This is a genomic window from Rhizobium sp. NLR8a, assembly GCF_019685235.1.
Classification (GTDB): Bacteria; Pseudomonadota; Alphaproteobacteria; order Rhizobiales; family Rhizobiaceae; genus Rhizobium.
This window is the reverse complement of record NZ_JABDWI010000001.1, coordinates 88,082-104,700: the sequence shown is the minus strand read 5'-3', so window position 1 is coordinate 104,700 and position 16,619 is coordinate 88,082. Positions and strand designations below refer to the sequence as shown.

Annotated in this window: 13 protein-coding genes; 10 read left to right on the top strand and 3 right to left on the bottom strand. The window is 61.9% G+C overall.

Annotated features, from left to right (window positions below; genetic code table 11):
* Positions 1 to 135 precede the first annotated feature (135 nt).
* On the top strand, positions 136 to 906 hold the full coding sequence (locus HJC04_RS00425; protein ID WP_210630040.1) for a TIM barrel protein: 771 nt from the start codon (positions 136 to 138) through the stop codon (positions 904 to 906).
* Here the strand turns inward: HJC04_RS00425 and HJC04_RS00420 are convergent.
* Positions 903 to 1,922: a LacI family DNA-binding transcriptional regulator gene (locus HJC04_RS00420; RefSeq protein ID WP_168297274.1), complete on the bottom strand. Its 1,020-nt coding sequence runs from the start codon at positions 1,920 to 1,922 to the stop codon at positions 903 to 905. The two genes, HJC04_RS00425 and HJC04_RS00420, sit on opposite strands and share 4 nt — an antisense overlap.
* A gap of 178 nt (positions 1,923 to 2,100) precedes the next feature.
* Here HJC04_RS00420 and HJC04_RS00415 point away from each other — a divergent pair, with 178 nt between their 5' ends.
* The 8 genes from HJC04_RS00415 to HJC04_RS00380 all read left to right on the top strand — a co-directional run bounded on the left by HJC04_RS00415 (position 2,101) and on the right by HJC04_RS00380 (position 14,233).
* Entirely contained in the window at positions 2,101 to 4,026 is a 1,926-nt protein-coding gene (locus HJC04_RS00415) for an ABC transporter substrate-binding protein (RefSeq protein WP_168297273.1), read from the top strand.
* 182 nt (positions 4,027 to 4,208) lie between these two features.
* Entirely contained in the window at positions 4,209 to 6,317 is a 2,109-nt protein-coding gene (locus tag HJC04_RS00410) for a family 10 glycosylhydrolase (RefSeq protein WP_168297360.1), read from the top strand.
* Between the two features lie 104 nt (positions 6,318 to 6,421).
* Complete coding sequence (locus HJC04_RS00405) at positions 6,422 to 7,408, top strand: ABC transporter permease (protein WP_210630037.1); 987 nt, start codon at positions 6,422 to 6,424, stop codon at positions 7,406 to 7,408.
* Positions 7,409 to 7,419: 11 nt separating this feature from the next.
* Complete coding sequence (locus HJC04_RS00400) at positions 7,420 to 8,610, top strand: ABC transporter permease (protein ID WP_210630035.1); 1,191 nt, start codon at positions 7,420 to 7,422, stop codon at positions 8,608 to 8,610.
* Positions 8,611 to 8,620: 10 nt separating this feature from the next.
* The gene (locus HJC04_RS00395; RefSeq protein WP_210630034.1) at positions 8,621 to 10,348 is read left to right on the top strand and encodes an ABC transporter ATP-binding protein; all 1,728 of its coding nucleotides are present in this window, start codon (positions 8,621 to 8,623) and stop codon (positions 10,346 to 10,348) included.
* Positions 10,349 to 10,358: 10 nt separating this feature from the next.
* Entirely contained in the window at positions 10,359 to 11,153 is a 795-nt protein-coding gene (gene otnI, locus HJC04_RS00390) for a 2-oxo-tetronate isomerase (RefSeq protein ID WP_210630033.1), read from the top strand.
* A complete protein-coding gene (locus HJC04_RS00385) occupies positions 11,150 to 12,025 on the top strand; it encodes a 2-hydroxy-3-oxopropionate reductase (protein WP_168297268.1) in 876 nt (291 codons plus the stop codon). The genes otnI and HJC04_RS00385 overlap by 4 nt, the downstream gene beginning before the upstream one ends.
* A 105-nt stretch (positions 12,026 to 12,130) precedes the next feature.
* Positions 12,131 to 14,233 (top strand): beta-galactosidase, encoded by a 2,103-nt coding sequence (locus HJC04_RS00380; RefSeq protein WP_210630032.1) that lies wholly within the window; start codon positions 12,131 to 12,133, stop codon positions 14,231 to 14,233.
* A 116-nt stretch (positions 14,234 to 14,349) separates the two neighbouring features.
* On the opposite strand, the gene HJC04_RS00375 is transcribed toward HJC04_RS00380, so the two are convergent.
* Positions 14,350 to 14,892 carry a hypothetical protein gene (locus HJC04_RS00375; protein WP_210630031.1) on the bottom strand — a complete coding sequence of 181 codons (543 nt, stop codon included), beginning with the start codon at positions 14,890 to 14,892 and terminating at the stop codon, positions 14,350 to 14,352.
* A gap of 129 nt (positions 14,893 to 15,021) precedes the next feature.
* On the opposite strand from HJC04_RS00375, the gene HJC04_RS00370 reads away from it, so the two are divergent.
* Positions 15,022 to 15,495, top strand: coding sequence for a cupin domain-containing protein (locus HJC04_RS00370; RefSeq protein WP_210630030.1), 474 nt, complete (start codon positions 15,022 to 15,024; stop codon positions 15,493 to 15,495).
* Between the two features lie 6 nt (positions 15,496 to 15,501).
* Here the strand turns inward: HJC04_RS00370 and HJC04_RS00365 are convergent, their stop codons facing one another.
* On the bottom strand, positions 15,502 to 16,611 hold the full coding sequence (locus HJC04_RS00365) for a sn-glycerol-3-phosphate import ATP-binding protein UgpC (protein WP_210630029.1): 1,110 nt from the start codon (positions 16,609 to 16,611) through the stop codon (positions 15,502 to 15,504).
* Between the last annotated feature and the right edge of the window lie 8 nt (positions 16,612 to 16,619).

Below are 16,619 nucleotides of genomic sequence, written 5' to 3'. Positions count from 1 at the left end.
TTCCTCCGAAGCGCCGGCGATCCCGGCTCGTGGAAGCAAGTGTTCCGCCAATGAATCCGGGCGTCAAGCACCCAAACGCCTCTTGCGGCGGTCTCCGTTCTGTCGCAGCCTGCATCCGCACCGGGAGGAGTTTTCATGCGACGTTATTCAGCCTGTATAGAGTGGCTGTTTGCCGAGGACGGCGACAGCTTTCCCGACCGCATCCGTCGCGCCCATGCTGGCGGCCTGACGGCGGTCGAATTCTGGCGCTGGACCGACAAGGATCTGGACGCGATCGAGGCGGCGTTGAAGGAAACCGGCCTTGCCGTCACCAGCCTCGTCGCCGAGCCGATGATCGCGCTGACCGATGCCGCCAACCGGAAGGCCTGGCTGAAAGGCCTTGCCGATTCCGTCACAGTCGCCAAACGCCTCGGCGCGCCGGTGCTGATCGCCCAGGCAGGCGACGATCTCGCCGGCTTCAGCCGTGAAGAACAGCGCCGGGCCCTCAGCGAAACCTTGAAACCAGGTGCCGATATCCTGAAAGGCAGCGGCGTGCGGCTCGGCGTAGAACCTCTCAACATCCGTATCGATCATATCGGCTACTTCCTCGATTCAACCCGCGAAGGCCTCGACGTCGTCGATGACGTCGCCCGCCCCGAGATCGGCATCGTCTACGACATCTACCATTCCGCCGTGATGGGCGAACGCACCGAAGACGTGCTGGACGGCCGCCTGGACCGTGTTTTCCACGTCCATGTCGCCGATCATCCCGGCCGCAACGAACCGGGTTCCGGCGGGATAGACCTCGCTCATCGCCTCGACTGGATCTTCGCCAACGGCTATGCCGGCGCCGTCGGTCTGGAATACCGGCCGACCAAGCCCGGCGCGGACGCAGTCAAGGCTGCCATTGCTGCGCTCGGTGGTTAAACCCCGGGGACATCGACGCTCGCCGCCGCCTTGCAAGGTCCGGCCGAGCGGCGCTCGATAATGCGCGAGGCGATCATGATGCGCCTCGCCGGCATGCCCGGCAGGCGTGGATTCTCGATCCTTTCAAGCAATAGCCGCAGCCCCACGGCCCCGCATTCCTGCCCCTCCATCCTCACCGTCGTCAGCGCCGGCGAGATCAGTGACGCCGGCGAGTAGTCGCCGAAACCGACAACCGAAATATCGTCCGGAATGCGGTACCCCTGCCCAAGCAGTTCGGAGACCACGGTCAGCGCTAACCCGTCATGGGCGCAGAAAAAAGCCGTCGGGCGAATGCCTTTGTCCACGAGCGCCCGGAACGCCGTGCCGAAGCCATTCTCTTCGTCGAATTGCATAACATGGAGCGCAACATCAGGATAACGTTCGGCGATTTCGCGAGCGCCGTAATGGCGCTCCTGACGTCCCCGCAGGCCCGGCATGCCATAGACGTACACGATGGATCGGTGGCCGAGTCCGACTAGATACTCCACCACCGCCTGCCCTGCCTCATGGTCGGTGCCGCCGACATGGTCGACCTGCTCGAGCGCATCGACCCAGCCGAAACGCACGATCGGAACGCCGGTGGCGCTCGCCGCTGCCACGGCCTCACGGGCATGCGGACCAACGAGCATCAGGCCATCACAGCTGCGCGCCAACTCTTCCAACTGGCCGACATCATGGGTCCAGCGCACGCGCAGCGTCATGCCAAGCCGATGAGCCTCTCGCTGCACACCGTTCTGCACCTGCATATAGAGCTCGCTGTTGACGGCATCGAGATCGTGAAAGACCACCGCAACCTCGCCGGCAGCACCATGCCCGGCGGGCTTGGTGTAGCCTAGGCGCTGCGCCGTGTCGCGGATCAGCGCGCGCGTTTCCTCGCTGACACCGCTCTTGCCGGCGAGCGACCGCGAGACCGCAAATTTCGACAGCCCGACCTCTCGCGCGATCGTCTGCAAAGTAACCCGGCCCCTGCTTCCCACGTGGCACCTCGCCCTTCGATTGATAGGCGTTGGTTATACCAACTGCGCCTGTATGCCAAATTTTCTCACTAACGTGAACATAACGCTTTACCTAACAATATCCAAATGTAATCTTTCCCTCATCCCGGCCCCACAGCAAAAATAATGATAATGGCACGGGTTTTTGGAGGAGATCCCTATGATCAAGCTGAAACGACGTGCGTTTCTGGCCGGGACGTCGGCCGCCCTGATAATGCCGGCCCTGCCGGTTTTCGCCGCTGACTTCAAGGAAGCGGATGTCCTGAAAGCGAAAGTGTCGAGCGGCGCCCTGCCGGGTCTCCAGGAGAGGCTTCCCGAAAATCCGCTCGTCGTCAAACCGGTTGAAAGCATCGGCAAATACGGCGGCGACTGGAACATGGCGCTAGTCGGCGGCGGGTCGCTGTCGATGCTGTTCCGCTACCAGGCCTATGAGCCGCTGCTACGCTATACGCGCGATTGGTCTGGCGTGACGCTGAATGTCGCCGAGTCCTTTGAGGGCGATGCCGACTCCAAGGTCTATACGATCCGCCTGCGCAAGGGCATGAAATGGTCGGATGGCCATCCCTACACCACCGCCGACATCAAGTTCTGGTACGATACTGTTTTCACCGACAAGCGCGTCGCCTTTGTCGGTCAGGATCATTGGAAATCCGGCGGTAAGCCGGCCAAGCTGGAGATCGTGGACGAGCAGACCTTCAAGGTCATCTTCGACAAGCCGAACGGCCTGTTCCCGCTGCAGGTCGCCTGGGCAAACAACGATCAGACGACGCGCACGCCGAAGCATTATCTCGAGCAATTCCACATCGATTACAATCCGAAGGCCGATGAACTCGCCAAGCAACGCGGCTTCGAAAGTTGGATCGCGTCGTTCCAGGCGGCCGCCGGCTTCCAGGACGACAACGCCTTCTTCCTCAACTCCTCGAAGAAGCCCTGCGTGCATGCCTGGGTGTTCACGATCGCGCCAGGCGAAAACACCGAACGGGCTGTTGCCGAGCGCAATCCATACTATTGGAAGGTTGATAGCGAGGGCAACCAGCTGCCCTATATGGACCGCATCGTTTACCAGATGGTCGCCGACCCGCAGGTTCTGCTGCTGAAGGCCATGCAGGGCGAGGTCGACCTGATGGACCAGTACATTGCCACGCCGAACAACAAATCGGTTCTCTACGATGCGCGTGAGCAGGGCGGCTATGATTTCTACACGCTGACTTCGACCGAAGCCAATGTCATGAATTTCATCTTCAACCTGAACCACAATGACGAGACCAAGCGGAAGCTCTTCCGGAACAAGGATTTCCGTGCCGCACTCTCGACCGCACTCGACCGGCAGTCGCTGATCGATGCGGTGCTCGTCGGCCAGGGGGCGCCTGCCCAGCCGTCGATCAAGAAGGAAGATCCGCTTTACAACGAGCAACTCGCCACGCAGTTCACGGCCTATGACGTCGACAAGGCGAATGCCATGCTCGATCAGATCGTGCCGAAGCGCGACGACCAGAACTTCCGCCTCGACGAAAAGGGCCGCCGCCTGACGATCATCTTCGAGATCGACCAGGCGCGCGCCGTCTTCCTCGATCTCTTCCAGCTGGTGATCCCGATGTTCCAGGCGGTCGGCATCGATGCGCAGATGCGCACGATGGACCGTTCGCTCTGGGAGACGCGCGTCCGCCAGGGCCGTGATTTCGATGCGACCGCCCATCAGTTCGGCGCAAATGGCGGCGTCGCCGCCATGCTCGACCCGCGCTACTACGTGCCGACCGATGCCAACGCCATGTACGCCCCGGCCTGGCAACTCTGGTATCGCGACCGCACCAATGCCAATGCCGAGGAACCGCCGGAAAGCACGAAGAACCAGCTTGCGCTCTACGACAAGCTGAAGACGACTTCCGACCCATCGGGCCAGCGCGAGGTCATGAAGCAGATCCTTCAAGGCGCCGCCGACAATTTCTATGTCTTCGGCATCTCGCTGCCGCCCGACGGCTACGGCATCGTCAAAAACAACATGAAGAACATCACGAAAACCATGCCGAACTCCTTCGGCTGGCCGACGCCCGCTCCGACCATGCCGGAGCAGTTCTACAAGGTCTAGAGCAGTTCCAGGAAAATGCGAAGCGGTTTTCCTGGAACTGCGTTAAGACAAAAACTCAGAGCGATTGCACGACTGGTAAGATTGAACCGCTCTGATGACCTTTTTCCATGATGCCTTCTCAGGCGCCGGCCCCTCCGGTTGGCGCTGAGGCGCTCTCTTTTGCCAATGATTGGATGAAGACGATGCTCGACGCCAGGAGACAGAACACCCACACGCTGAGGACGCCGGACTGGTTTAAGACCGCGACCCGCTGGACCCAGCTGACCTTCGTGGAAGACGACCCGGAGAAATACGACCCGGCCTTCTGGATCGATGTCTTCAAACGCACGAAATCGAACGCGGTCTGCCTCAGTGCCGGCGGCTATATCGCCTATTATCCGAGCGAAGTGCCTTACCACTATGTCAGCAAATATCTCGGCGACAAGGATATCTTCGGCGCGCTCGTCGATGCCGCCCGCAAGCTCGACATGCACGTCATGGCCCGCGTCGACCCGCATGCGGTCCATGACGATGCCGCCAAAGCCAATCCGGAATGGGTGATGATCAATGCCGACGGCACGCCGCGCCGCCACTGGGCCTATCCCGATGTCTGGGTCACCAATGCTTATGGCGACTACAACACCGTCTTCATGCCTGAGGTGGTCAAGGAGATCGTCCGCAAATACGATATCGACGCGGTCTTCGCCAATCGCTGGCAGGGCCACGGCGTCGATTACAGCGAAGACAGCGCCCGCCGCTTCAAGGACATGTTCGGCTATGCCCTTCCTGCAAGACCCGATGCCGAGGATCCCGCCTGGCAGGCCTGGGTGCAGTGGCGCCGCCGCGTGCTCACCGACATGATCGCGCAGTGGGACGATGCCGTCAAAGCGATCCGCCCGCATGCGAGCTTCATTCCGAACATGGGTGGCGCTTCGCTGATGGAATTCGATCTCTCGGTCATCGCCAAACACTGCCCCTTCCTCGTCGTCGACCATCAGGGCCGCAAGGGCCTTGAGCTCGGCTGGTCGGCAGGCCGCAATGGCAAGCGCATCCGAGCCACCTTCCCCGACCGCCCGGTCGTGCTGATCACCTCGATCGGCCCCGAGGAGGAATATCGCTGGAAGGATGCCGTCACCTCGGGCGAGGAGATGCAGCTCTGGATCAATGACGGCACCGCCCACGGCCTCTACGCCTGGTTCACCAAGTTCAACGGCGTCGTGCCTGACAAACGCTGGGTCGAGCCGGTGGCCGACGCATTCGCCCTGCAGGCAGCCATCGAGCCGGTGCTGGAAAGCATGAAGCCGACCGCCGAAATCGCCGTCATCGATCCCTCGACGACGCTGCGCCACTGGGCGCCGGAAGAACGGCATTCCGCCGAGAAGCACGACCTCGGTTTCTACCATGCCCTCGTCGAGGCCCGCCTGCCCTTCGAGCTGCTTTCGGACCAGGTGCTGACCGACGAGAGCCTCGATCGGTTCAAGCTCATCATCCTTGCCAACGCTTCCTGCCTTTCGGATGCGCAGAACGCGGCGATCCGCGCCTATGTCGATCGCGGTGGCAGCATGATTGCCTCTTACGAGACGTCGCTGCGCGACGAATTCGGCAAGAAGCGCCCCGACTTCGGCCTCGCCGACGTGCTGGGTGCCAGCTACGTCTCCGGCCCGCGCGGCATCGTCAAGAACACCTATGTCGCACTTTCCGGCGATCACCCGATCAACCGGGGCTTCGACGGCGCCGAGCGCATCATGGGCGGCACTCGCCTGATCCACGCCGTACCGTCGGCCGATGCGAAGGCGCCCTTCCTCTACGTTCCCGACTTTCCCGATCTGCCGATGGAAGAGGTCTATCCGCGAGAAGAACCAAAAGGTGCTGCCGTCATCGCCCGCGAGACTGGCAAGGGTGGCCGCACAGTCTATATTCCCTGGAATATCGGTGAGATCTTCTGGGAGGTCTATGCCGTCGATCATGCGCGGCTCCTCGCCAACGCCGTCCATTGGGCACTCGGCAAGACACCACGCGTCACCATCGAGGGCAAGGGCGTCATCGATCTGGCGCTACGCGAAAACGGTGAGGGCATGGCAGTCAGCCTCTTCAACCTCACCAACCCGATGATGATGAAAGGCCCGATCCGCGACAATTACCCTCTGGCAGCGCAGACCATTTCGGTGGAGATTCCGGAGGGCCGATCGGTGGCGAAGGCATGGCTCGTCGTTGCCGACCGCGCCGCAAGCTTCAGCCTTGCGAACGGCCGTGCGCAGGTGGAGGTGCCCGGTATCGACCGGCTGGAAGTCCTGCATCTCACCTGGAAATGAAGTGACAGGCGACGGAGGAGCGCTTTCGGCCTGAAGGGCCGACGGCGCGTGAAGATCCGGGGGAGGCGCGTCACAGCGTTCCCGACGGGAGGAGAAACGTTTCGATGCTTGGCTATATCTTCAAGCGCGTACTCTACATGATCCCGACCTTGTTCGGCATGTCGCTGATCTCGTTCCTGATCATCCAGCTGCCGCCAGGTGATTACCTGACCTCGATGATCGCCACCATGAGCGACAGCGGCCAAACCGTCGATCCCGCTCAGATCGAGCGGCTGAAGGAAATCTACGGCTTCGATGACCCCTTCTATGTCCAATACCTCAAATGGATCTGGGGCATCGTCAGCCGCGGCGACTTCGGCTACTCCTTCGAGTGGGGTCAGCCAGTCTCCGGGCTGATCTGGGCGCGTATGGGCTCGACGCTGGTTATCTCGCTCTTGAGCCTGCTCTTCGTCTGGATCGTGGCTTTGCCGATCGGCGTCTATTCCGCCGTCCGCCGCCACTCCGTCGGCGACCATGTCTTCACCTTTCTCGGCTTCATCGGCCTTGCGGTGCCGAACTTCATCCTGGCGCTGACGTTGATGTACATCGCCTATAAATTTCTTGGCCAGAGCGTCGGCGGGCTGGTCTCGCCGGCATATGCCGAAGCGCCCTGGAGCTTTGCCAAGGTCGGCGATTTCCTCGCCCATCTCTGGATCCCGATCATCATCATTGGCGCGTCTGGAACGGCAGCGATGATCCGGATCCTGCGCGCCAACCTGACCGACGAACTGCACAAGCCCTATGTCGTTACGGCCCGCGCCAAGGGACTGCCGGAATACAAGGTGATCCTCAAGTATCCGGTCAGAATCGCGCTCAATCCCTTCGTCTCGGCGATCGGCTGGGTGCTGCCGCATCTCGTTTCGGGCGTGACGATCACTGCCATCGTGCTGAACCTGCCGACCGCTGGTCCCCTGCTTTTCCGCGCGCTGATCTCGCAGGACATGTACCTCGCCGGCAGCTTCATTCTGCTTTTGAGCGCGCTGACCCTTGTCGGCATGCTGCTGTCGGATCTGCTGCTGGCCCTGCTCGATCCACGCATCCGGTTCAATTGAGGGCGAACGCGATGAGCACGCACGAGACCTTCGGAAATCATGCTGGTCCGCTTCACACTGTTGCCGATGGCCCCTCGATCAGCCCATTGAAACAGGGCAAGACCGTCTCGACCGCGGCGATCGGTCCCTGGCGGCTGGTCGCTGGCAAGCTGATCCGCCAGAAGGTGGCGATGGTGGCCGGCGTCATTATCCTCTGCCTCTATCTGGTCGGTCTGTTCGCCGAATTCCTGGCGCCCGCTTTGCCGATGACCTCGCGGCCGCAATACACCTATGCCCCGCCGCAGGGCTTCAGCTTCTTCGTCGAAAAGCCGGACGGCAGCTCTGAGTTCAATATCCATGTGAAGGGCTACAAGGTCGAGATCGACAAGGTGGCGCTACGCCGCACCTTCGTCGTCGACGACACCAAGGTCGTCCCGATCGGCTTCTTCGTCAAAGGCGCGGCCTACGATCTCTGGGGCGTGATCCCGATGAACCGGCACCTGATCGGCCCGCTCAACCAAAACGACCCGATGTACCTGCTCGGCGCCGACCGGCTCGGCCGCGATGTCTTCTCTCGGCTCGTCTACGGCACCCGCGTATCCATGTCGATCGGCCTCGTCGGCGTCGCCATGTCGCTGATCCTCGGCGTCGTGCTCGGCTCGATCTCCGGTTTCTACGGCGGCTGGGTCGATACGCTGATCCAGCGCGTCATCGAGGTCGTCAGTGCAATGCCGACCATCCCGCTGTGGCTCGGCCTGGCGGCGGCGATCCCGCTGACATGGTCGCCGGTCAATGTCTATTTCGTCATAACGATCATCGTCTCGCTGCTCGGCTGGACCAGCCTGGCGCGTGAAGTGCGCGGCCGGTTCCTGGCGCTGCGCAGTGAGGATTTCGTCGTTGCCGCCAGGCTCGACGGATCCAGCGAGACCAGGCTGATCTTTCGGCATATCCTGCCGTCACTGACAAGCCATATCCTTGCGGTCGTCACACTGGCCGTACCGACCATGATCGTCGCCGAGACCTCTCTTTCCTTCCTCGGCATCGGCCTTAAGCCGCCGGTCGTCAGTTGGGGCGTGCTGCTGCAGGACGCCCAGAACATCCGCACCGTCGCCACCGCGCCGTGGCTCTTGATCTGGCCGTCGCTCGCAGTCGTCATCGCCGTCCTGTCCTTCAATTTCTTCGGCGACGGCCTGCGCGATGCCGCCGACCCCTACGACAATTGAGGAGGAAACCATGGCCGACCTTTCAAAAGACGTCGTTCTCTCCGTCGAAAACCTCTCGATCGATTTCAGGCTGCGCACCCACATCCTGCACGCCGTCGAAAATGTCAGTTTCGAGCTGAAACGCGGGCAAACGCTGTGCCTCGTCGGTGAAAGCGGCTCCGGCAAGAGCGTCACCGCCCGTTCGCTGCTGCAGATCGTCGACAGCCCCGGCAGTATTGTTTCCGGCCGCATCCTGCTCAGGGACGGCGACGGGGCCACCGGAAGTAACGGCATCACCGATATTGCCGTCTTGAAGCCGTCCGATCGGGCGATGCGGGCCATCCGCGGTCGCCGCATCGGCCTGATCTTCCAGGAGCCGATGAGTTCGCTGTCGCCGGTTCACACCATCGGTTCGCAGATCATTGAGGCGGTGCGCCTGCACAGTGATCTCGATCATCGCGCCGCCCGCGAAAGGACCGTCGAACTGCTGCGACAGGTCGAGATCCCGAACCCGGACAAGATGGCTGACCGCTACACCTTCGAATTCTCCGGCGGCATGCGCCAACGCGCCATGATCGCCATGGCGCTTGCCGGCAATCCCGACATTCTCATCGCCGACGAGCCGACGACAGCCCTCGACGTCACCACCCAGGCCGAAATCCTCGATCTGATCAAGCGCCTGCAGGTCGAACGCGGCATGGCCATGCTGCTCATCACCCATGACATGGGGATCGTCGCCGAAGTGGCCGACGATGTCGCCGTCATGCGCTTCGGCCGCATCGTCGAGCGCGGACCCGTCGATGCAATCTACCATGCCGCCGAACATCCCTATACCCGCCAACTGCTTGCCTCGACAGTCAAGCTCACGCATCATGTCGATGGCAAGCTGCCCGCCATAGCACTGTCGCCGGCGGCACCGCAGCCGATCCTGTCCGTCCGCCACCTCAGCAAGATCTATGGTTGGCACGGCAAGGCCAACACGTTGCGCGCCGTCGACGACGCCAGCTTCGATCTCTATCCCGGCGAAAACCTCGGTATTGTCGGCGAAAGCGGCTCCGGCAAGACGACACTCGGCCGGCTCATCCTGCGCACCGTCGAGCCGACCTCGGGCAGCATCAGCTATTGCGGCAAGGACGGCGGCGAGATCGACGTCACCAAACTCACCAAGCGCGAACTCCGCACATTCCATCGCGAAGTCCGCTTGGTTTTTCAGGATCCCTTCGCCTCGCTCAATCCGCGCATGACTGTCAAGGAGGTGATCGGCGATCCGCTTGTTGTCAACGGGCTGGCAAGGGGCAAGGCGCTGGCGGACCGTGTCGCCGAACTGATGCGCCTTGTCGGCCTCGACCCGATGGGGATGGAGCGTTATCCACATGCCTTCTCCGGCGGCCAGCGCCAGCGCATCGGCATCGCTCGCGCGCTTGCGCTCGACCCACGCATCATCATCGCCGATGAGGCGACGTCCGCTCTCGATGTCTCGATCCGCAGCCAGATTCTCGACCTGCTGCTCGATATCCGTCAACGGCTGAACCTAAGCTTCATCTTCATTTCGCACGACATTTCGGTGGTGCGTTATTTCTGCGATCGTGTCGCCGTCATGCATCGCGGCAAGATCGTCGAACTCGGCGAGGCCGAACAGATCTGCACCGCTCCTGAGGGGGCCTATACGAAGAGCCTCATCTCCGCCGTTCCCAATCCCGACCCTCGCGACAAGCGCATGCTGCACCGGCATCGTTTCGTCGCGTCTGCCGATATCTAAGGACGATCCCGTGCCGAAATTTTCCGCCAACCTTTCCTTCCTCTACCAAGACCTGCCCTTTCTCGACCGCTTCGCCGCTGCTGCAAAGGACGGCTTCGGTGCCCTCGAATATCTGGGCCCCTATGCCGAACCCAGGGAGAAGGTTGCCGAGGCGCTGAAGGCAAGCGGCCTGAAACAGGCGCTCTTCAACGTGCCGTCCGGCGACTGGGCCGGCGGCGAGCGCGGCATCGCCTGCCTGCCGGAGCGTGCAGAGGAGTTCCGCGATGGACTCGAGCAGGCGCTCGACTATGCCGCAGCGCTCGATTGCCGGCAGGTGAATGTCATCTCCGGCCTGGTGCCAAAAGGTGCGGACCTTCAAACGCTGGAAACGGTGCTGGTCGGCAATCTGAAATATGCTGCGAAACGTTGTGCCGACGCCGGCGTCACCCTGCTGATCGAGCCGATCAACCTGCGGGATATTCCGGGTTTCTTTCTGTCGACCACCACCCATGCGGAGCGCATCCTCGACAGGGTCGGTTCCGACAACCTCTATATCCAGTATGATTTCTACCACATGCAGGTCATGCAGGGCGATCTGATCCCCACCTTCACCCGACTTAAGGAGAAAATCGCCCATGTGCAGATCGCCGACCATCCTGGGCGCAACGAGCCCGGCACCGGCGAGATCAACTACAATTTCATCCTCTCCGAACTCGACCGCCTCGGCTACGACGGCTGGGTCGGCTGCGAGTACAAGCCGAAATCCGGCACCAAGGATGGCCTCGGCTGGATGAGATCCTATCTGAAGTCAGCGAGGGCAGCATGAGCATCGGATTTATCGGACTGGGCGTCATGGGCCGCCCGATGGCGGAGCATCTGATCGATGCCGGCCACACGCTGCATCTGAACCGGGTGAAAGAGACCTCGCAGCATCTTGTCGACAAGGGCGCCATAGCCGCCGCGAGCGCCAGGGTGGTGGCGCATGCTTCGGACATCGTCATCCTGATGCTGCCGGATACATCAGATGTCGAGGCGGTCCTCTTCGGCGAACACGGCGTTGCCTCCGGCCTTTCTCAGAGCAAGCTCGTCATCGACATGAGCTCGATCTCCCCGGTCGCCACCAAAACTTTCGCCAAACGCATCGAGGCCCTCGGCTGCGATTATCTCGATGCTCCCGTTTCCGGCGGAGAGGTGGGTGCCAAGGCTGCCTCTTTGACGATTATGGTCGGTGGCAAGGAGCAAGCATTCGAACGTGCCCGGTCGATTTTCGAAAAGTTGGGCAAGAACATCACCCATGTCGGAGGTAACGGCGACGGGCAGACGGCCAAGGTCGCCAACCAGATCATCGTCGGCCTGACGATAGAGGCAGTTGCCGAAGCGCTGCTCTTTGCCAGGAAGGCCGGCGCCGACCCGGCCAAGGTGCGCTCGGCGCTGATGGGTGGCTTTGCCGCTTCCCGCATCCTCGAAATGCATGGGGAGCGCATGATCAATCAGACCTTCGAGCCCGGCTTCCGCATCCGCTTGCACCGCAAGGACATGACGCTTGCCGTCGATGCCGCCCGCGCACTCGATCTGTCGCTGCCGAACACTGCCGCCACGCAACAACTGATGAACGCCGCGGTCGCCAATGGCGACGGCGAACGCGATCATTCCGCCCTCATCCGCACCCTGGAACTCCTCGCCGGAGGACCGCGCTAGATCAACGCTTTTTAGTATAGCCGGCCATCTTCGACTGCCTACTGCCGGAGCCTTCTTTCCGGACGGCGAAGCCATGTCCGGACATCGATAGAGAAGGACAGGACAATGCTGAACAAAGATATCCAACTGCCCTACGGCGCCGTCTACTTCCGCAAATCCAATCCGCCCCGTGAAGATTGGGAGCGCGACTACGCCACGGCCGGGCAAGACGGCCTCAACATCTTCCGCCACTGGTTCATGTGGAGCGCAATCGAAACCGCCCCCGGCGTCTACGACTGGGAAGAATATGACCGTCAGATGGACCTTGCGGCGGCACACGGCATCAAGACCGTTATCGCCGAGTTGATTCATGCCGTGCCCGACTGGGCGGTGCGCAAATACGCTCATGCATTGCAGGTCAATGCCGACGGCACCAAACTCGGTTCCTATATGGGTGTGTCGTCGGCGACCGGCGGCTTCTCCAACAATGGTGGCGGCGCCGGCGCCCTGACGCTGAACTGCCCGGAAGTGAGGGAAGCAGCGGGCAGATTCCTGACCGCGCTCGCCACCCGCTACAAGGATCATCCGGCGATCTATGGTTACGACGTCTGGAACGAGTGCAACTATTCCGCGGACGTCGATTACAGCCCCTATGCAAAGGCTGTTTTTCGCAAATGGCTCGAAAAGAAATACGGCAGCCTGAAGGTCCTGGCCAAGGCCTGGTACCGCTACAGCTATGCCGAATGGGATGACATCGAGCCGCCGGCGCACATGGCACCCTATCCTGAATGTATCGACTGGCTGCAGTTCAAACGCGACAACTTCTACGATCAGATGCAATGGCGCATCGACACGATCCGCGCCGTCGACCAGAAGAACACCGTGCTTGCCCACGGCATATCCGGCGCAATTCCCAACATGGCTGCCAACGGCTGCGACGACTGGCTTGCAGCCTCCAAGGTCGAGGTCTACGGCTTTACCTGGATCCAGGCGCGCAAGGGGTCGGAAGCCTGGAAGAACTGGTACGGCGTCGACATCAACCGCGCCGCCGCGCGCGGCAAACCCTTTTGGCACGCCGAGCGCCAGGGCGGCCCGCTCTGGCTGCAGCCGCAGGTGATCGGCCGTGACAAGGAGGATGGCCGCGTCGCCGAGCCCGAGGATATTCGCCTCTGGAGCATGACCTCACTTGCCGGCGGCGCCCGCGGCGTGATCAATCTGCGCTGGCGCCCGCTGCTCGACGGTCCGCTCTTCGGCGCTTTCGGCTCCTACGGCATGGACGGCTCGCGCACGCCGCGCTCCGACATGGCAAGCGCCATGGCGAGATGGGCCAATGACAAGGCGCAGGCTCCCCTCTGGGAGGCAAAGCCCGTGCGCGGAGAGGTCGGCATCCTCGTCGTGCGCGAAACGCAGGAGTTCGATTACCTCCTGAACCACGACCGCACGGAAAAGCCCTATCCCGAAGCGATGTGGGGCGCTTATCGCGCCTTCCTCGAAACCGGTACGCAACCGGATTGGGTGCATATCGACGACCTCGCGGACTATGATTTCCTCTATTTCCCTTATCCGATCATGTTCACTTCAGAGCAGGCGAAACGCCTGAAAGCTTGGGTCGAAAACGGCGGCACGCTGATTGCCGAGGCATGCCCCGGCTATTTCGGCGATCGCGGCCATGTCGGCACCGTGCAACCGAACATGGGCCTCGACGAGGTCTTCGGCGCACGCGAGGAGGAGGTCGAATTCATGCCCGATATCGGAGACCGCACCCATTTCGATCTCGACGGCGCGGCGGTCCACGGTGGCGGCTTCCTACAGTCTTATCGGCTGACCGGCGGAACGGGACGTGGCCACTTCACCGACGGTCGTCTTGCCGTCGTGGAAAATGCTTATGGCAAGGGTCGCACGCTGCTGATCGGCACCAATCCTTCCGTTGCCTATTACCGCACACAGGGGAAGGCGAACGGCGCTTTCTTCGCTGAGCTATTGAGATGGAGTGGGAAGAAGCGCCACGTGACGCTGTCGAATGCCGCACTCTTCGCCCGTATCCACGAGGGTGAAAAAGGCAGCTTCCTCTGGCTCGTCAATCCGACGAGAACCACGCAGAAGACGGAGTTGACGCTCGCCCGAGGGACCCTTGCGCAAGGCCGGGCCGTCTGGCCCGTCGGCCATATCGGCCACGGTGGCATCGATGTGCCGGCACGCGATGTGCTGATCCTTCCGCTCGATGGTTAGAACCGGACCATTTTAGGCACGCTCGGCCTACAAACCTCAATCCTGTTCTAAATTAATAGTCAGAGCGTGATGTCGTCGGAAACCGCTTACCCTTTTCGGCATCATTCTCTGAGATTTCAGGATGCGGATGAACTGGCTCCCTCGGCAAAGGCTTCAAGCTCGGGGTCCAAGTCGACCTCGACGATATTGTTGAAGACGGCGGTGGCCAGCATGATGCCGGCAAAGGCGACGAGATCGACGAGCACCTTGGTCTCGTAGCGCAATTTCAGCTTCGCCCAAAGTTCGGTCGGAACGGCATTGGAATCGGTGACAATCGCCTTGCCGAAATCGTCGAGGAGTGCCTCTTCGTCGGAAAACTCCAGCGCGTCGGGGTTGAAGCCCTTGTTGATCAGTGCCCTGCGGAAGAAGGTGACGGCAATCTTCGATCTGGCTGCCTTCGAGATCGCATGCGAGAAAATCCAGATCGCCCGGTCGCTGATCGCAGGATCGAGTTCGGCGCGCAGCGTGAACCACTCGGCATAGATGCGATGAGCCGCTGGCGAATGCAGCAGCGTCCGCTTCATGTTGGTCATGCGCCCGCGCAGCCTGACTTCCTCGTCATGCGCCGCACGAACCTCTGGTGAAGCGGTGTCGTAGTCGATCTGCGGGAGGTGGCTCATCGGGTCCGTTCTTTCCTTGTGCACAGAAGCTACAGAGTGCAGAAGATATCTGCGGCGGTACCGCGGCGATCCACTTGGCCGCCGCCGGGCTCCCGCCTAGACTGGCGAAATCGAAAGTGGAGGCAAGGCGTGAGCGACGACCACGAGCATCATCATGTCAACTGGCGCGAACACGGCGTCAAGGTCATTCCCGGCAATTCGCTCGACCCGAACACCGCGCAGACGCCGGGCATGAACCGTGCGACCGCAATCAACCATGCGCGCGCCGGCGCCGAGAAGATCTGGGCGGGCACGGTGACAATCCATGCCAATGCCAAGACCGGCGCCCACCATCACGGCGATCTCGAAAGCATCATTTACGTCGTCAAGGGCAAGGCCCGCATGCGCTGGGGCGAGCATCTCGAATACACCGCCGAGGCCGGCCCGGGCGACTTTATCTATGTCCCGCCCTATGTGCCGCACCAGGAGATCAACGCCAGCCGCGACGAGACGCTGGAATGCGTGCTCGTCCGCTCAGGCCAGGAACCGGTCGTCGTCAATCTGGATATCGAACCGGTCGAGAGACCGGAAGACGTTCGCTGGATTGATCCCATTCACCGCTGACGCCGGTCAGGCGTGAACGGCGCCGGCGCTGTTCATGGCAGGGTTCTCGATAATCCGGCCGGTATCGGCGGCATAGAGATGGATCGCATTGTGGTCGATCGCGATGCCGATCGGATCACCCGATTTCACCGTCACGGCCTCGGTCAGCGCCACGGCAAAGGGCAGCCCGTCGAAATCGGCATGAACGACGCGGCTTGCGCCGAGCTCTTCGATGAAATCGGCCGTTGCCACCAATGCGCCGGGCGCATCCGGGGCTACCAACCGGGCCGCCTCGGCGCGCATGCCGAGCACGACGCGCTTGCCTTTCAGCAGCGCGGCCCGTTCGCGTGGCAGCGCGATTCTGCGGCTCTGGTCGTAGACGAAGACGCTATCATCGTTGATCGTGCCTTCGAGCAGGTTCATCGCCGGCGTGCCGACAAAACCGGCGACGAAGCGCGACACCGGATGATGATAGACCTCTTCCGGCGTGCCGACCTGCTCCACCCTGCCGCCGTTCATCACCACCAGCCGGTCAGCCAGCGTCATCGCCTCGGTCTGGTCGTGCGTGACGAAGATCGAGGTGGCACCGAGGCGCCGGTGCAGGCGGCGGATTTCGGCACGCATGGCGATGCGCAGCTTGGCGTCGAGGTTCGACAAGGGTTCGTCGAAGAGGAACACCTTCGGCTCGCGGATCATCGCACGGCCCATGGCGACGCGCTGGCGCTGGCCGCCGGAAAGGGCGGCAGGGCGGCGGTCGAGGAAGGGTTCGAGGCTGAGCGCCTTGGCGACCTCGGCAATGCGACGGCTGCGCTCCGCCTTCGCAACACCGGCCACCTTCAAGGCGTAGCCGATGTTCTCGGCGACCGTCATGTGCGGATAGAGCGCATAGTTCTGGAACACCATGGCGCAGCCGCGCTCGCGCGGCTCCAGCTGGTTGACGACGCGGCCGTCGATGGCGATTTCGCCGCCGCTGATTTCCTCAAGCCCGGCGATCATGCGCAAGAGCGTGGACTTGCCGCAGCCGGAGGGGCCGAGAATGACGATGAATTCGCCGGACTGGATCTCCAGATCGACGCCATGAACGACGGGATGCTTGCCGTAGCTCTTCTTCACATCACGGATTGAGATCGGTGCCACAGGACTGT

Coding starts and splice junctions, on each gene's coding strand:
- HJC04_RS00425 (WP_210630040.1), top strand. CDS start 136: ATGCGACGTTATTCAGCCTGTATAGAGTGGCTGTTTGCCGAGGACGGC.
- HJC04_RS00415 (WP_168297273.1), top strand. CDS start 2,101: ATGATCAAGCTGAAACGACGTGCGTTTCTGGCCGGGACGTCGGCCGCC.
- HJC04_RS00410 (WP_168297360.1), top strand. CDS start 4,209: ATGCTCGACGCCAGGAGACAGAACACCCACACGCTGAGGACGCCGGAC.
- HJC04_RS00405 (WP_210630037.1), top strand. CDS start 6,422: ATGCTTGGCTATATCTTCAAGCGCGTACTCTACATGATCCCGACCTTG.
- HJC04_RS00400 (WP_210630035.1), top strand. CDS start 7,420: ATGAGCACGCACGAGACCTTCGGAAATCATGCTGGTCCGCTTCACACT.
- HJC04_RS00395 (WP_210630034.1), top strand. CDS start 8,621: ATGGCCGACCTTTCAAAAGACGTCGTTCTCTCCGTCGAAAACCTCTCG.
- HJC04_RS00385 (WP_168297268.1), top strand. CDS start 11,150: ATGAGCATCGGATTTATCGGACTGGGCGTCATGGGCCGCCCGATGGCG.
- HJC04_RS00380 (WP_210630032.1), top strand. CDS start 12,131: ATGCTGAACAAAGATATCCAACTGCCCTACGGCGCCGTCTACTTCCGC.
- HJC04_RS00375 (WP_210630031.1), bottom strand. CDS start 14,892: ATGAGCCACCTCCCGCAGATCGACTACGACACCGCTTCACCAGAGGTT.